Genomic DNA, 14,551 nt, shown 5'->3' with positions numbered 1-14,551 from the left:
GAGGTGGTCGTGGCTTGGGCTAAACGCGGGTGTCTGACCCTGCTGGCTGCGTTGCTGGTGCTTGCGCTGCTGGCCGCCGCGGCCGGCGCGTGGTGGTGGCAGGGCTATCGCGCCTTCGCCGAGCGGCCGCTGCACGCGGCGCAGCCCAGCGTGGAGGTGGCGCGCGGCGATTCGTTCAACGGCATGCTGCGCAAGCTGCGCGCTGCCGGGGTCGAGCAGGGCAGCGACCTGCAATGGCAGCTGCTGGCGCGCCAGCTCGACGCCGCCGGCAAGCTCAAGGTCGGCGAATACGCGCTGCAGCCGGCGCTCACCCCGCGCGAGCTGCTGCTGCGCATGCGCAAGGGCCAGGTGATCCACTACCGCTTCACCATCGTCGAGGGCTGGAACATCCGCCAGCTGCGCGCAGCGCTGAACGCGGCCACGCCGCTGCGCCACGTCACCACCGAGCTCAGCGACAGCGAACTGATGACCAGGCTCGGCCAGCCCGCACAGCATCCGGAAGGCCGCTTCCTGCCGGAGACCTACCTGTACCAGCGCGAGGACAGCGATCTGGACGTGCTGCAGCGCGCCCACGCGGCGATGGACAAGGCGCTGGCCGAGGCCTGGGCCGCGCGCGCCGCCGACCTGCCGCTGCAATCGCCGGAACAGGCGCTGGCCCTGGCCTCGATCGTGGAGAAGGAAACCGGCCTTGCCGCCGAGCGGCCGCAGATCGCCGGCGTGTTCGTGCGCCGCCTGCGGCTGGGCATGAAGCTGCAGACCGATCCGACCGTGATCTACGGCCTCGGCAGCGCCTACGACGGCAACATCCGCAAGCGCGACCTGGAGACCGACACGCCGTACAACACCTACACCCGCGCCGGCCTGACCCCGACCCCGATCGCCATGCCCGGCCGCGACGCGCTGCGCGCGGCGACCAACCCGGCGCCCGGCGACAGCCTGTACTTCGTGGCGGTCGGCGACGGCAGCGGCGCGCACGTGTTTTCCGCCAGCTATGCCGAGCACACCGCGGCGGTGGCGCGCTACCTGCAGCGCCTGCGCGCGCGCAGCGGCGCGGCGGTGACGCCATGAGCGAGGCCGTGCTGCGCCACCATCGCTTCGTCAGCCTGGAAGGCGGCGAGGGCGCTGGCAAGACCACCGCGATCAACGCGATCCGCGACTGGCTGCAGGCGCAGGGCCACGAGGTGGTCCTGACCCGCGAACCCGGCGGCACGCCGCTGGCTGAGCGCATCCGCGAGCTGCTGCTCAACAACGCGCCGGCGCTGCAGCCGGCCGAGCCGCTGGCCGCCGAGGCCGAACTGCTGCTGGTGTTCGCCGCGCGCGCCCAGCACGTGCGCGAGGTGATCCGCCCGGCGCTGCAGCGCGGCGCCTACGTGATCAGCGACCGCTTCACCGATTCCAGCTACGCCTACCAGGGCGAGGGCCGCGGCCTGGACCGCGCCTGGATCGCCGACCTGGAACGGCGCGCGGTCGGCCTGCAGCCCGGCCTGACCCTGCTGCTGGACCTGGACGTGCAGATCGGCCGCGCCCGCACCAGCGGCCGCGACCTGTGGCCGGACCGGATCGAGAGCGAGCAGGACGATTTCTTCCAGCGCGTGCGCGCCGGCTTCCGCCAGCGCGCCGCGCAGGACCCGCAGCGCTTCCGCACCATCGACGCCAGCCAGCCGCCGCAAGCGGTGGCGCACGACGTGGCCGCGGCGCTGGCGGCCTGGGTGCAGCAGGAGCGCACGCCATGAGCGAGCTGCCCTTCGCGCCCTGGCAGCAGCGCGCCTACGAACAGACCGTGGCCGCGCTCGACGCCGGCCGGCTCGGCCATGGCCTGCTGATCTGCGGCCCGGACGGCCTGGGCAAGCGAGCGGTGGCGCTGAAGCTGGCCGCGCACGTGCTCGGCCAGGGCGAACCGGCCGCGAACCTGCGCAGCGCGCAGCTGATCGCCGCCGGCACCCATCCGGACCTGCAGCTGATCTCGTTCATTCCCAACCGTACCGGCGACAAGCTGCGCACCGAGATCGTCATCGAACAGGTGCGCGAGATCTCGCAGAAGCTGTCGCTGACCCCGCAGTACGGCATCGCCCAGGTGGTGGTGGTGGACCCGGCCGACGCGATCAACCGCGCCGCCTGCAACGCCCTGCTCAAGACCCTGGAAGAGCCGCAGCCCGGCCGCTACCTGTGGCTGATCAGCGCGCAACCGGCACGGCTGCCGGCGACGATCCGCAGCCGCTGCCAGCGCCTGGAGTTCAAGCTGCCGCCGGCCGACGAGGCGATCGCCTGGCTGCTGGCCCAGGATTTCCCGGAAAAGACCGCGCGCGAGGCGCTGGCCGCCGCGCGCGGCCACCCCGGCCTGGCCGCGCAGTGGCTGCGCGAGGACGGCCTGAAGCTGCGCCGGCAGGTGGCCGCCGACCTGGAGCAGGTCGCCGCGGGCAAGCTGGGCACGGTCGAAGCGGCGCAGCGCTGGAGCGGCGACGGCCTCGCCGAGCAGCGCCTGGGCCACGCCGCCGACCTGGCGCTGGCGCAGGCTTCGCAGGCCGGCTTGACCGACCCGGCGCGATTGCACAAGCTGGCGACCTGGTTCGACGCAGCCAACCGCACCCGCGACCTGCTGCGCACCACCGTCCGTGGCGACCTGGCCATCGCGGAACTGCTGTTGGCCTGGCGCGATGGCGATCGCCCGGTCCGGAGAGGGGGACAACGATGAGTGCGATGAGCGGACGTCAGGGCATCCTGTCGCTGGCGGTGAAGGACAAGGCGGCGCTGTACAACGCGTACATGCCCTTCGTGAAGAACGGCGGCATCTTCGTGCCCACGCCCAAGCGCTATTTCCTGGGCGACGAAGTGTTCCTGCTGCTGACCCTGCCCGATTCCAGCGAGCGCCTGCCGGTGGCCGGCAAGGTGATCTGGGTGACCCCGATGGGCGCGCAGGGCAACCGCACCGCCGGCATCGGCGTGCAGCTGCCGGACAACAGCGAAGGCGAGACCATCCGCAACAAGATCGAGACCCAGCTGGCCGGCACCCTCAACGCCGACAAGCCCACCCAGACCATGTAGCGGCCGCGCCGGCATGGCGTCCGCGGGGACCGTTGACGCCAGCCGCAACGCCCCTATAATGTGCGGCTCGCGACACGGGCGGTTAGCTCAGCGGTAGAGCATTGCCTTCACACGGCAAGGGTCGCAGGTTCGAACCCTGCACCGCCCACCACGAAATCAAGATTTTACGAGAAGCCGGCCTAGTGCCGGCTTTTTCGTATCTGCACGGTAACCGCGACGGCGAGTGCAGAACGGCGGTATCGACGTACGTGTTGAATGATGCAGCCGTGTCGGAATCCTGATGCCGCCGCGCCGACCTGCTGGCGATCCTCGCCATGCCGGACGCGGGCCGCAGGCCGCTCGTCCCGCGGGCCTTGAGCAGGCCTCGCCGAAATTCGGAACACGCTGCCGTTGGCGGCCCTAAGAGCTGCCGCGAAGAAGACCCAAGCGCAGATTGCTGAAGCGTTAAACGGTTCACAGGCTGCTGTGTCCAAGTTCGAGGGTCGCGGCGCCTTTCTGTTGTCCACCCTGTGCAAATACGCCCAGGCGCTCAGTGCGCGCGTGGAGCCGTCTATCCACCTGGATGGTGGAACATTTGACTCAGCCCCTTATGAGGACGAAGGTCAAATGTGCTTCCGCTTGGCAAAAACGCCACACCAAGAAAATCGCCGCCGAAAGCATGCTCAACGCGATTCGCCTGCTAAGTGAGCTGAGTGACCACCCGGTTCAGATGCGCGAATCCAATGAATGCTGGCGGGAGTCGCCGTAGAAGCGATCACTACCGCAGCGAACGCATGCCGGACCGCGGAGCTGACTGCGATGACTAACGGATTGCGCTTGCAAGTAGGCGCCCTGCAGCGGCAGTTGGAACCCGCATCGCCGGATCCGTTCGGTGCGAACGCGCTGCGACTGGACCCAGCGGAGTTTTTGCGTTTTCTGCGCGATGCGCAGGGACGCCTGACGGGCTTCGAGTTCGATGGCGAGCGGTATTTGACACAGCCGTAAGCGTGGCCGGAACAAGGTAGAAGCAACGGCCAGCACGGGCGCGATCGCCAGGCGGGTTCGCCCTACCGGGCCAGTGCACGTGTTCGCAGCGCGCGTCGGCCATTTCGTCGGCCTTATCCTCGTTTTGTCCGAAGGCACCCGCCCAGGTATTGGTCCGGTTCCATACTCGCGGCCGTTCCATCATGCCGGGGTACATCGTGCGAAACCTCTTCCGTTCCGTTACCTATCGCTTGCTTGTCGGTGTGCTTGTCTTCCTCTGCGCGGCGATGCCGCTGCGGGCGCAGTCGCAGGCGACGCCACTCGAAGACTTCATCGCTACCTATGCCGCGCAACACGGCTTCAGCGGTACTGTCCTGGTCCAGCAGGACGGCAAGCGGCGATACCAGCGCAGTTTCGGCCTGTCCAGTGTCCAGTATGGCGTCGCCAACGGCGACCAGACCCGGTACTGGATCGCTTCCATCACCAAACTGTTCACCGCCACCCTGGTGCTGCAACTGCATGAAGAAGGAAAACTGGACCTGCAGGCGAACGTGGCCAGCTACCTGCCCGATTACGCCATCGCCGGTGCCGACCGTATCACTTTGCATCAGCTTCTCAACCACACTTCCGGACTGCAGAACTTCGACCAGGTGAAAAGCTTGGAGCAGGCGTTGACCGGGGGCTTGCCGACCTACCAGTCGCCCTATACCAGCGATCGGTTGATAAGAAAATTCTGCAGCGGGCCGCTACTGCATGCCCCGGGCACGACGTTCGACTACAACAACGGCGATTACCTGATCCTGGGCAAGGTCATCGAACGCGTCACCGGCAAAGCCTACGAGCAGGTGCTGCAGGACCGGATTCTGAAGCCGCTGGGACTGACCCATACCGGCATGCTGCGCCATGAAAGCATCGTCGAAGGCCTGGCCTCCACCTACTCGTATCGCGAAGACCTCAAGTCCCTGTCCAACGACTTCCCGGTCTATCCGGAGAACTGGTACTCCGCCGGCGCGATGTACTCCACGGCCGAAGATGTGCTCAGGTTCTCGGACGCGCTGTTCGGGTCCGGCCTGTTGCGCAAGGAAAGCATCGCCCGGCTGACCACCCCCGGGCTCGACGACTACGGTTATGGCCTGTGGGTCTACGAGACGTGGATAGGCGCCGCCAAGCACCGTGTCGCCAAACGTCCCGGCCGGATCATGGGCGCGCAGGCGCAGCTGTATCGTTTCCTCGACCGCGACCTGACCATCGTCATTCTCGCCAATACCGCCAACACCGACCTGGACGAATTCGTTTCGCGGATAGGCAACGCCGCGGTCGGTTCAAAGTAGTGCGTGCGATGACTGCTCGCGCGGCCCGAGCCGCCCCGTGTTCGTGATATCTGCGAAGATGATGCGGTCGAAATTTCTTGGAAAGATTCGTTGATTCCCATGCATGCGGATATTGATACGCTGTCGATTGACGGCTATCGCGCGTTTCAAGCGCACGTGAAATGCTGGGTCTGCTCACATCACGCGAACCGCACGGCACTGCCAATCTGCCATCAGTGATGATTGAGCCGAGTGTGTTAGCGCCGAGTTCGAGCGCGATAAATCGGCCGCGGCGTGGCTGTCATCAGCATGTTCGGTCCCGGTCGCTGCAGACCGAGTACGCGACTGAACTAGAGCGAGCGGCCTCGGCCCGTTGGCATTGATCATCCGATTCCAACCCGTACCCAGCGCGGACTGACCAGCCCTGGCTCCCCTTCGGCTCACGAATCGCTCACGGCCGCTATAGATACTCCGGCCATGCCTGAAGGTCCTTCGATCGTCATCCTGAAAGAAGAGGCGGCCGCGTTCGCGGGTCGCAAGGTGCTGCGGGTGTCCGGCAACAGCAAACAGGAGCTGGCGCGGATGCTCGGCCGCAAGATCCTGTCGCTGCGCAGCTGGGGCAAGCACTTCCTGATCGAGTTCGACGGGTTCAGCGTGCGCATCCATTTCCTGCTGTTCGGCAGCTACCGGATCAATGCGCGCAAGGAGGCGCCGGCGCGGCTGAGCTTGGGTTTCGCCAAGGGCGAGGAACTGAACTTCTACGCGTGCTCGGTCAAGTTCATTGAGGGCGCGCTGGACGAGGCCTACGACTGGCGCGGGGACGTGATGAACCCGGACTGGGACGCGGCGCAGGCGCGGCGCAAGTTGCGCCTGCGGCCGCGCATGCTGGCCGCCGATGCGTTGCTGGACCAGGACGTTTTCGCCGGGGTCGGCAACATCATCAAGAACGAAGTGCTGTTCCGCATCCGCGTGCATCCGGAGAGCGAGGTCGGGGCGTTGCCGCCGCGCAAGCTGGCGGAGTTGGTGACGCAGGCGCGCGAGTACAGCTTCGATTTCTACAACTGGAAGAAGGCCTTCGTGCTGAAGAAGCACTACCAGGTGCACACCAAGACCACCTGCCCGCGCGACGGCCATCTGCTGACCTATCGAAAGCAACTCGGCAAGGCGCAGCGGCGCGCGTTCTTCTGCGAGCACTGCCAGCGCCGCTATGCGCTGGATGCTTCCGATGCCGGGGCGTCTTAGAACGCAGAGGGCGTTTTCGGCGGTGCGGTTGAACGCAAGTGCGGACGTGGCGGTACGCTTCGCTGTCGCGCGATCCGACGCCAAGACGCTCGAGCGCAGGGCATTGCAACCGTCGGAACGCTAGCGCCCCTCAGGGATCCAGCGCCAGTTCGTCCCAGGCGAGTCGGCGGATTCCCAGTTCGGTCTGCAGGCCGGCCCAGCCGCTGTCGGTGATGTGGATCGTGCGTGCGCCGTCGACGCGGCGCAGCCAGTGCCTGGCGCAAAGCAGAGCTAGCAATTCGGTGCCCAAAGGCCCGGCGAGGTGGTGCTTGCGTTCGGTCCAGTCCAGGCACTGCCGCGCAACGCCGCGCCTGGCTGGGGCGAGGTGCGAAAGCTCCAGGCCCATCCGCGAGAACCAGACGGCGCCTTCGGCGGAGACCACATAGCGCTTGTCGTCTTGTGCGACGAGCAGCGCGCGCCGCTGCAGCGCTTCGGTCACCGCCACACCCAGTCGCCCCGCCAGGTGGTCGTAGCAGCATCTGGCGAAGGCCAGCGATTGCTGGTTGCGTCCGGCTTTCCGGCATCGCGGTGCGGCGGGCGCGGCGAGGGTCGCCAGGTTTTCCAGGGCGAACGCGACGTGGGAACCGGCCAGCCGGTAGTAGCGGTGGCGGCCCTGCGCCTCGACTGCCAGCAATCCGCCGTCCAGCAGTTTCGACAGGTGCGAACTCGCCGTCTGCGGGGTGACGCCGCCCGCGAACGCGAGTTCGCCGGCCGGCAGTGCGCGTCCATCGATCAGCGCCATCAACATGGCGGCGCGGGCGGGATCGGCGATGAGGAACGCGGTCGCGGCAAGCTTGGGCTGTTCGACCGGCATCGTGTCGACTCCTGATGGACGCAGCCATCATAGGCCGCACCTTGCCGGAACGCTTCGGCACGCATCGAATCGACAGCGCATCCATCTCCCTAGACTGCGGTGCACGACATCGGAGTGCCTGCATGAGCGAAATCGAAGCGCGGTCGAACGGGGTGGAGGGCGATGCCCGCTTCATCTTCGAGCAGTGGCATCGCAGCGTGGTCGAGCGGGACCTGGAGGCGCTGATGGCGCTGTATGCGCAAGACGCGATGCTGGAAACGCCATTGGCGTATGTGGCGTCCGCAGAGCGGAGAGATGGAAGGCTGCAGGGGCGAGAGGCCATCGGGACGTTCTTCGCAGCGTCGTTCGCACAGCCCGAAAACGGCCTTGGTCGCTGGTATCGCAGCGGCCGTTGTCATGCTGCTGGCCGCCAGGTGGTCTGGGAATATCCGCGAGAAACGCCGGACGGCGATCAGGTCGACCTGGTGGAAGTCATGGACCTCGATGCGCGCGGCCTGATCGCGTGCCATCGGGTGTACTGGGGCTGGAAAGGCGTGCAGACGCTGCTGTCGGCGCTGGGCAGGTAATCGCAGTCGGTACCAGGCGACCTGCGGCGCAACCCGGATTGGCAACATCCATCAACTGCTCGATTCAGGGTGGGCGGGGCAGCCATTGACGACAATCGATCGAAGGCGTCCTCGGCGCCTGGCGTTGGTCGATTTCATCAATGGCAAGGATGGTGCAGCCATGCCGCGCGCCTGCGACGGCTATGATGGCGATGACGAACGCTTCAAAAAATCTGCATAACACTTGAAGGAAAAAGATGGCGATCACCCGGTTCCTGGCTGTTGGTTTGTTCTCGCTTTGCCCCGTAGCGCCTGCGCTCGCCGGCCCGGCTGCGCTGCATTCGGGCAAGTACGAAGGGCTGATGCTCGCCGTGACGCCCGAGCATGGCGTCGAAGGCTTCTACTCCGAAGAGATGGGCGAGGGCGTGACCCGCGGTTGCGCGTTCTACCTGCAGGGCAAGGCGCAGGGCGCCGCCCCGGTCGCGGTCACCACGTGGGCGGACGGCGTCTATCCTGGCACGGTGGCGGCGTCGGCTGATGGCGTGACGCTGACCGTGAAGCAGGGCCGTGAGCATCCTGGTTGCCTCAATGTGCTGATGCCGGAAATCGCCACTGGCCTGGACCTGACCCGGACCGCCGACAAGAAATGGATCGGACTGGTGACGGTATCCGCCGACAAGGCGTATCTGCAGAAAGCTCCGGGCACCAAGACGCCTAAGGGCGCCTACATCGTCAAGAACGATGTGGTGGGCGTGCTGGCGTTCAAGGATGGCTGGGCCCAGGTCGAATTCATCAATGCCAAGGACGCTTTGTTCACGGGGTGGATCGGCCACGACCAGTACGCGCGCCTGGTCGCTCCCAAACGCTGATCGCAGTGCGGCACGTCGCAATGTGGGACGTGCCGATGCGATTTTCCTGCTCCGCCAGCACCATCGGTTTTCGCCAGTGGATCCGCACAGTTGTGGACGGATAGAGGAGCCGGATTCATTCGACCCGTCCACAGCGTCTGACCACAGGCCATGGCGCCGATATGCGCGTCGTGCTCGGTGGAAATGGCTGCGGTCGTCTGTCCGATGCGTCGCCCGCCTTGCTCGATAGCGACGTCGAGGCGAGGTTCGCTCACTCGAAACCCGAGTTGCGCACATTCGTTTGCAGTGACGGGCCGAGTCTTCCAGCGGGACGATGGCGCATGCCTTCGGTGATCTCCGGCGGCTCTTCTGCCATCGAAGCGCGCTTGCCAAGGGGTCCGGACCTCGGCCGCACTCTCTGACATGGTCACCATCCGTGCTTGCGCAATGGACGACGTGCGCCGGCATGGCTGCCGCGCTTGGCTCCGCCGATTCGGTTGTTCGTTCCGCCGTCGCGGGGGTTCGTCGCGACACGGCTGCCGCTGGCGTTCGCGTTGCCTATCTTCCATCGGCGCTGTCCGCCATGAGCGGATGGCGATACGCGCAGCCCGACGTCGCTGCGGCCTGTTTGCCGGTGTTCTCTCGGCGCGTGCGGCGATGCCGTGCGGGTTGCCGCGGCGCTGTGCAGGCATGTGCTGCGGTGCCTCGGCCCTGCGCGGCCGCATGGGGATGGCGGTCTTCGTCTCCGCTTGGGAGCAGCTATGAACAAGGCATTCGCGGCGCTGGGTTTTTCTTTTTTGCTGATGGTGTGCGCGCCGGCGCCAGCGGCGCCGGTGGAGTGCGCGAGCATGGCCGCGACGGCCAGGCTCGTCGCCAGGTATCGCCAATTGGGCGGACCGCTGTCGGACATCGCCAGTCATGGTGCGATCGGGTCGAGCAAGGCCAGGCGCACGCTGGCCGCCACCATCTACCGTGAGCGCCTGGGCGAAGCCGATGCGGTGCAACGGGCGATGCAGGCGTGCGGCGGTGCGGTGGATGCGCCGTTGCGATAGCGACGGGCCGGCTGTGCTGCAGCGGCAAGCGTGCTGCTGTCGCTTGGTGTGTCAGTGGAAATCGCGGCTGCGCGCATCCAGCCCCTGCAGCAAGGGGGTCAGGTCTTCTAGGTGGCCGGCGATCAGGTGGCGCACGCCATCGGCGGTTTCCAGGCGGCCGCGTACCGCCAGCAGCTTGGATTCGATCAGCGCCTGGCGCTGGCGATCGGCCAGGCGTCGCCACACCACCACGTTGACCAGGCCGTGTTCGTCCTCGAGGGTGAGGAAGGTGACGCCGCTGGCGGTCTGCGGGCGCTGGCGCATGGTCACCAGGCCGGCGACGGCGACCGCGCTGGCATGGGGCAGGGCGCGCAGTTCGCCGGAATGGCGATAGCGGCGCGCGGCCAGTTGCCGGCGCAGCAGCGACATCGGGTGCTTGCCCAGGGTGGTGCCGAGCGTGGCGTAGTCGGCGCGGATGTCTTCGCCGAGGCTGGGCAGCGGCAGCGCTACCTGCTGTTCCGGCGTGGCCTCGAGCGTTTCGAACAAGGGCCGTTGCGCTTCGATCCCGGCCACCGCCCAGCGTGCGCGATGGCGGTGCCCGGCCAGCGGCTTCAGCGCGCCGGCATCGGCCAGGCTGTCGCGCGCCTTGTCGTCGAGCGCGGCGCGATGGCACAGGTCGGCCAGGTCGCGGAACGGCGCCTGCGCGCGCGCCCGCTGCAGGCGCAGCGCGGCGTCTTCGGCCAGGCCGCGGACCATGCGCAGGCCCAGGCGGATCGCCGGTTGCGCCTTGGGATCGTCGCTGTACGGTTCCAGGCCGCAGTCCCAGTCGCTGTAGCGCACGTCGACCGGGCGCACCTGCAGGCCGTGGCGGCGCGCGTCCTGCAGCAACTGGTCGGGGCTGTAGAAACCCATCGGCCAGCTGTTGATCAGCGCGCAGGTGAACGCGGCCGGTTCGTGGCGCTTGAGCCAGCAGCTGGCGTAGGTGAGCAGGGCGAAGCTGGCGGCATGGCTCTCGGGGAAGCCGTAGCTGCCGAAGCCCTTGATCTGTTCGAAGATGCGCGCGGCGAATTCGGCGCTGTAGTTTCTCTCCAGCATGCCCTTCATCAGTTTTTCGCGATGCGGCTCCAGCCCGCCGTGACGCTTCCAGGCGGCCATCGAGCGGCGCAACTGATCGGCTTCGCCAGGGGTGTAACCAGCAGCGTTGACGGCCAGTTGCATGACTTGTTCCTGGAACAAGGGGACGCCTAGGGTGCGTTTGAACACATCGCGCAGTTCCTCGGGCAATTCGTCGGGTATTTCCTCGCCGCTGCGGCGACGCAGGTACGGATGCACCATGCCGCCCTGGATCGGACCGGGGCGCACGATTGCCACCTGGATCACCAGGTCGTAGAACTTGCGCGGTTTCAGTCGCGGCAGCATCGCCATCTGCGCGCGTGACTCGATCTGGAACACGCCGATGGTGTCGGCGCGCTGGATCATCTTGTAGGTCTGCTCGTCTTCGGCGGGAATGCTGGCAAGGTCCAGATCGCGGCCGCGGTGCGCACGCAACAAATCCAGCGTGCGCCGCAACGCGCTGAGCATGCCCAGCGCGAGCACGTCGACCTTCATTAGTCCGACCAGTTCCAGGTCGTCCTTGTCCCACTGGATCACGGTGCGCTCGGCCATCGTCGCGTTCTCCACCGGCACCAGCGTGTGCAGCGGATGCTCGGAGATCACGAAGCCGCCCGGGTGCTGCGACAGGTGGCGCGGAAACCCGATCAACTCGCCGGTCAGCACCAGCAGCCGGCGCATCAGCGCCGTGTCCGGATCGAAGCCGCGCTCGCGCAGCAGCTCCTGCGGCGATTCGACGGGGTCGCGCTGGCCGAGGGCGGCGGACAGCGCATCGACGGTGTCGCTGGGCAGGCCCAGCGCCCGTGCCACGTCGCGCACCGCGCTGCGCGCGTGATAGGTGATCGCCACCGCGGCCAATGCAGCGCGCCCGCGTCCGTAGTGGCTGAAGATGTACTGGATCACTTCCTCGCGGCGGTCGTGCTCGAAATCGATGTCGATGTCGGGCCGCTCCTTGCGCTCTTCGGAAATGAAGCGCTCGAACAGCATGCCGATGCGGTCCGGGTCGATCGCGGTGATGCCCAGTGCGTAGCAGACGGCCGAGTTCGCCGCCGAGCCGCGGCCCTGGCACAGGATGTGGCGCGACCTGGCGAAGCGCACCAGGTCGTAAACGGTGAGGAAATACGACTCGTAGCCAAGGCGCTGGATCACGCCCAATTCGTGCTCGATCAGGCGCCGCGCCTTCTCCGGCGCGCCGGCTTCGCCCCAACGCTCGATGACGCCGCGTTCGGTGAGCGTGCGCAGCCATTGCGTCGGGGTCTGCCCAGGCGGCACCAGTTCGTGCGGGTACTGGTAGCGCAGTTGGCCGAGGTCGAACGTGCAGCGCTGCGCGATGCGCACCGACTCGGCCAGCAAGGCGTGCGGATACAGCGTGGCCAGGGTGGCGCGTGGGCGCAGGTGGCGCTCGCCGTTGGCGAACAGGTGCGCGCCGGCCTCGCTCAGCGGCAGGCGCTGGCGGATTGCGGTCAGCGTGTCCTGCAAGGCGCGGCGGCCGCGTGCATGCATGTGCACGTCGCCGCAGGCCACGGCGGGCAACTGCAGGCGCTGCGCCAGCTGCAGGCGCGCGTGCAGCAGGGCGTCGTCGTCGGGGCCACGCAGCAGTTCCACCGCCAGCCACAGGCGCTGCGCGAAGCGCGCCTGCAGCCAGGCGCCGTCGGGTGTGTCTTCGCAATGGTCGCGCGGCAGCCACAGGCACAGCAGGCCGTGCAGGTCGCCGTCGAAATCCTCGCGCAGCGCGCGATACGTGCCCTTGTCGGCGCGGCGGCGGGCCAGGGTGATCAGCCGGCACAACTGCTGGTAGCCGTGCAGGGTCTCGGCCAGCAGCACCAGCTTGGGGCCGTGTTCGATCTGCAGTTCGCTGCCGACGATCAGCGCCAGGCCGGTGTCCTTGGCCGCCTGCCAGGCGCGTACGACGCCGGCCAGGGTGCATTCGTCGGTGATCGCCAGCGCGCGATAGCCGTGGCGGGCGGCGCGCTGGAACAGTTCCCACGCATGCGAGGCGCCGCGCTGGAAACTGAAATTCGACAGGCAATGCAGTTCCGCGTAGTCGGGCAATGCGCTGCGCGTGGACGTGGCGTCGTGCGTCGATACGGATGGCGCAGCCGGCACCTGTGCCGGCGAAGGCACGGCGCGCAGCCGCGGGCGTGGCGGGGCGTGGCTCATGCGAACCAGCCGTGCAGCATCAGCGCGTCCGGCGCCTCGGCCGGCGCGAACACCCAGGCACGCTGACCCTGGCGGGTGCGCACGATGTAGTAGTCGCGGCGCACGTCGGCGTCGTCCCACCAGCCGCTTTCGATGCGTTCCGGGCCGGCCAGGCGTTCGGGGTCGCGCTCGCGCAGCGGGATTGGTCGGGTCAGCAGCCAGCCGGGACGCGGCAGCGCAGCGCTGGCGATCGCTGCGCTGGCCTTGCCCGCTGTGCCGGCCGGCGCGGGCTTGCCCGACTCGGCGCGCCACGCCCGCTCCGGGCGATGGTCGGCATGCGCGCGCAGGCCGTGCACCGCTTCGTCGCCCAGGCGCGCGCGCAGGCGTTCGCGCAGCTGTTCCCAGGGCAGCGCCTGCTGCGCGCGCTCGTCGAACAGTTCGCGCGCGGCGGGCACGAACGGCGGCAGTTCGTCGGCGCGCAGGCGCATGGCCTGCACTGGCGCCGGCACGCTGGCCTGCTGCAGGCGCCCGCGCGCCAGTTCGAACAGCATCGCCGCCTCGCGCTCGGCGGCGAGCAGGCCGACCGGCACCACGCTGTCGGCCAGGCCTTCGTGCTCCAGATGCAGCTGGAAGCGCTGCACGCCGCCGTCGCGCCCGGCCAGGAACGCGGCCAGGTCGGCGGTCAGCCGGCGCAGCGGGAACAGCAGCGCCTGGTTGGATTCCACCGCGTACCCCAGTTCCAGCCGCGCATCGAAACGGTCCGGCGGCAGGTAGTACTGCAGCGGCAGCGGCGCCTGCCCGCGCAAGGCGTCCAGGTGCTGCAGCAGCGCGGGCGGGTAGCGCCGCGCCAGCGCCGTGCGCGGCAGCGCGAACAGCTGCTGCAGCCTGCGCAGGCCCATCCGCGCGAAGGCCTCGGCCAGGCCCGGTTGCAGCCCGGCGCGGGCGATCGGCAACTGCCCCAGCGCGCACTGCAGCGCGGCGTTGTCGAGCAGGGCGATGCCGTCGTGCGCATTGGCCAGCGCGCGCGCGGCCAGCGGATGCGGCGCGACCACGATGCGATGGCGGAAGCCCAGCGCGGTCAGCTCCTCGCGCAGGCGCGCCTCGAAGCGCGGCCATGGCCCGAACAGGCCCAGGCTGGCCTCGATCTCCAGCAGCAGCGCACCCGGATAGTCGGTGCTCACCAGCGAACTGAAGCGGTACGCCCACGTGGCCAGGAACTGCTGGCTGCGGCGGCTTTCCTCGGGGTCGTGCAGCGCGGTGGCGAAGCGGTCGCACAGCGCCTGCGCGGTGGCCAGCGATTGCCCGGGCTGCAGGCCGCGCGCACGCGCGGCGGCGTTGACCGCCTTCAGCGTGCGCCGCTGCGGCGGCCCGGCCAGCAAGGCCAGCGGTTCGTCCGGCGTCGGCCAACGCCGCAGCACCGTGTCGAGCGCCAGTTGCGGCAGCAGGATGCAGGCCCAGCGCATGCGCG

14 protein-coding genes and 1 tRNA gene are annotated in these 14,551 nt (G+C 68.1%); 11 read left to right on the top strand and 4 right to left on the bottom strand.

The window, feature by feature from the left end; all coding sequences use genetic code 11:
* The first annotated feature begins 9 nt into the window (after nt 1-9).
* The 8 genes from mltG (at nt 10) to VDQ83_RS11785 (ending at nt 6,557) form a co-directional block, all read left to right on the top strand.
* Nucleotides 10-1,068, top strand: a complete 1,059-nt coding sequence (gene mltG, locus VDQ83_RS11820) for an endolytic transglycosylase MltG (protein WP_455435076.1) — start codon at nt 10-12, stop codon at nt 1,066-1,068.
* The gene (tmk, locus tag VDQ83_RS11815; RefSeq protein ID WP_455435075.1) at nt 1,065-1,733 is read left to right on the top strand and encodes a dTMP kinase; all 669 of its coding nucleotides are present in this window, start codon (nt 1,065-1,067) and stop codon (nt 1,731-1,733) included. Before mltG ends, tmk begins: the two co-directional genes overlap by 4 nt.
* Nucleotides 1,730-2,692 (top strand): DNA polymerase III subunit delta', encoded by a 963-nt coding sequence (locus VDQ83_RS11810; protein ID WP_455435074.1) that lies wholly within the window; start codon nt 1,730-1,732, stop codon nt 2,690-2,692. Before tmk ends, VDQ83_RS11810 begins: the two co-directional genes overlap by 4 nt.
* Complete coding sequence (locus VDQ83_RS11805; protein ID WP_003468813.1) at nt 2,689-3,042, top strand: PilZ domain-containing protein; 354 nt, start codon at nt 2,689-2,691, stop codon at nt 3,040-3,042. The genes VDQ83_RS11810 and VDQ83_RS11805 overlap by 4 nt, the downstream gene beginning before the upstream one ends.
* A gap of 76 nt (nt 3,043-3,118) precedes the next feature.
* Nucleotides 3,119-3,193, top strand: a tRNA-Val gene (locus tag VDQ83_RS11800).
* Nucleotides 3,194-3,840: 647 nt separating this feature from the next.
* A complete protein-coding gene (locus VDQ83_RS11795; protein WP_455435073.1) occupies nt 3,841-4,026 on the top strand; it encodes a hypothetical protein in 186 nt (61 codons plus the stop codon).
* A 197-nt stretch (nt 4,027-4,223) separates the two neighbouring features.
* A complete protein-coding gene (locus tag VDQ83_RS11790; protein ID WP_455435072.1) occupies nt 4,224-5,336 on the top strand; it encodes a serine hydrolase domain-containing protein in 1,113 nt (370 codons plus the stop codon).
* 456 nt (nt 5,337-5,792) lie between these two features.
* Nucleotides 5,793-6,557 (top strand): DNA-formamidopyrimidine glycosylase family protein, encoded by a 765-nt coding sequence (locus VDQ83_RS11785; RefSeq protein ID WP_455435071.1) that lies wholly within the window; start codon nt 5,793-5,795, stop codon nt 6,555-6,557.
* A 130-nt stretch (nt 6,558-6,687) separates the two neighbouring features.
* Here the strand turns inward: VDQ83_RS11785 and VDQ83_RS11780 are convergent, their stop codons facing one another.
* The gene (locus VDQ83_RS11780; protein WP_455435070.1) at nt 6,688-7,410 is read right to left on the bottom strand and encodes an ArsR/SmtB family transcription factor; all 723 of its coding nucleotides are present in this window, start codon (nt 7,408-7,410) and stop codon (nt 6,688-6,690) included.
* Between the two features lie 122 nt (nt 7,411-7,532).
* On the opposite strand from VDQ83_RS11780, the gene VDQ83_RS11775 reads away from it, so the two are divergent.
* The gene (locus VDQ83_RS11775) at nt 7,533-7,976 is read left to right on the top strand and encodes a nuclear transport factor 2 family protein (protein WP_455435069.1); all 444 of its coding nucleotides are present in this window, start codon (nt 7,533-7,535) and stop codon (nt 7,974-7,976) included.
* 64 nt (nt 7,977-8,040) lie between these two features.
* Here VDQ83_RS11775 and VDQ83_RS11770 read toward each other — a convergent pair whose 3' ends face one another.
* Nucleotides 8,041-8,223: a hypothetical protein gene (locus VDQ83_RS11770; protein WP_455435068.1), complete on the bottom strand. Its 183-nt coding sequence runs from the start codon at nt 8,221-8,223 to the stop codon at nt 8,041-8,043.
* Here VDQ83_RS11770 and VDQ83_RS11765 point away from each other — a divergent pair.
* The gene (locus VDQ83_RS11765; protein ID WP_455435067.1) at nt 8,213-8,824 is read left to right on the top strand and encodes a hypothetical protein; all 612 of its coding nucleotides are present in this window, start codon (nt 8,213-8,215) and stop codon (nt 8,822-8,824) included. The two genes, VDQ83_RS11770 and VDQ83_RS11765, sit on opposite strands and share 11 nt — an antisense overlap.
* A gap of 740 nt (nt 8,825-9,564) precedes the next feature.
* Nucleotides 9,565-9,855, top strand: a complete 291-nt coding sequence (locus tag VDQ83_RS11760) for a hypothetical protein (protein ID WP_263397510.1) — start codon at nt 9,565-9,567, stop codon at nt 9,853-9,855.
* Between the two features lie 51 nt (nt 9,856-9,906).
* On the opposite strand, the gene VDQ83_RS11755 is transcribed toward VDQ83_RS11760, so the two are convergent.
* Together VDQ83_RS11755 and VDQ83_RS11750 are read right to left on the bottom strand one after the other, a co-directional pair.
* On the bottom strand, nt 9,907-13,104 hold the full coding sequence (locus tag VDQ83_RS11755) for an error-prone DNA polymerase (protein ID WP_455435066.1): 3,198 nt from the start codon (nt 13,102-13,104) through the stop codon (nt 9,907-9,909).
* A complete protein-coding gene (locus tag VDQ83_RS11750; RefSeq protein ID WP_455435065.1) occupies nt 13,101-14,546 on the bottom strand; it encodes a Y-family DNA polymerase in 1,446 nt (481 codons plus the stop codon). The genes VDQ83_RS11755 and VDQ83_RS11750 overlap by 4 nt, the downstream gene beginning before the upstream one ends.
* Nucleotides 14,547-14,551: the final 5 nt, after the last annotated feature.

Source organism: Xanthomonas sp. WHRI 7945 (assembly GCF_035026585.1).
This window is presented reverse-complemented; position numbering and strand designations above follow the sequence as displayed.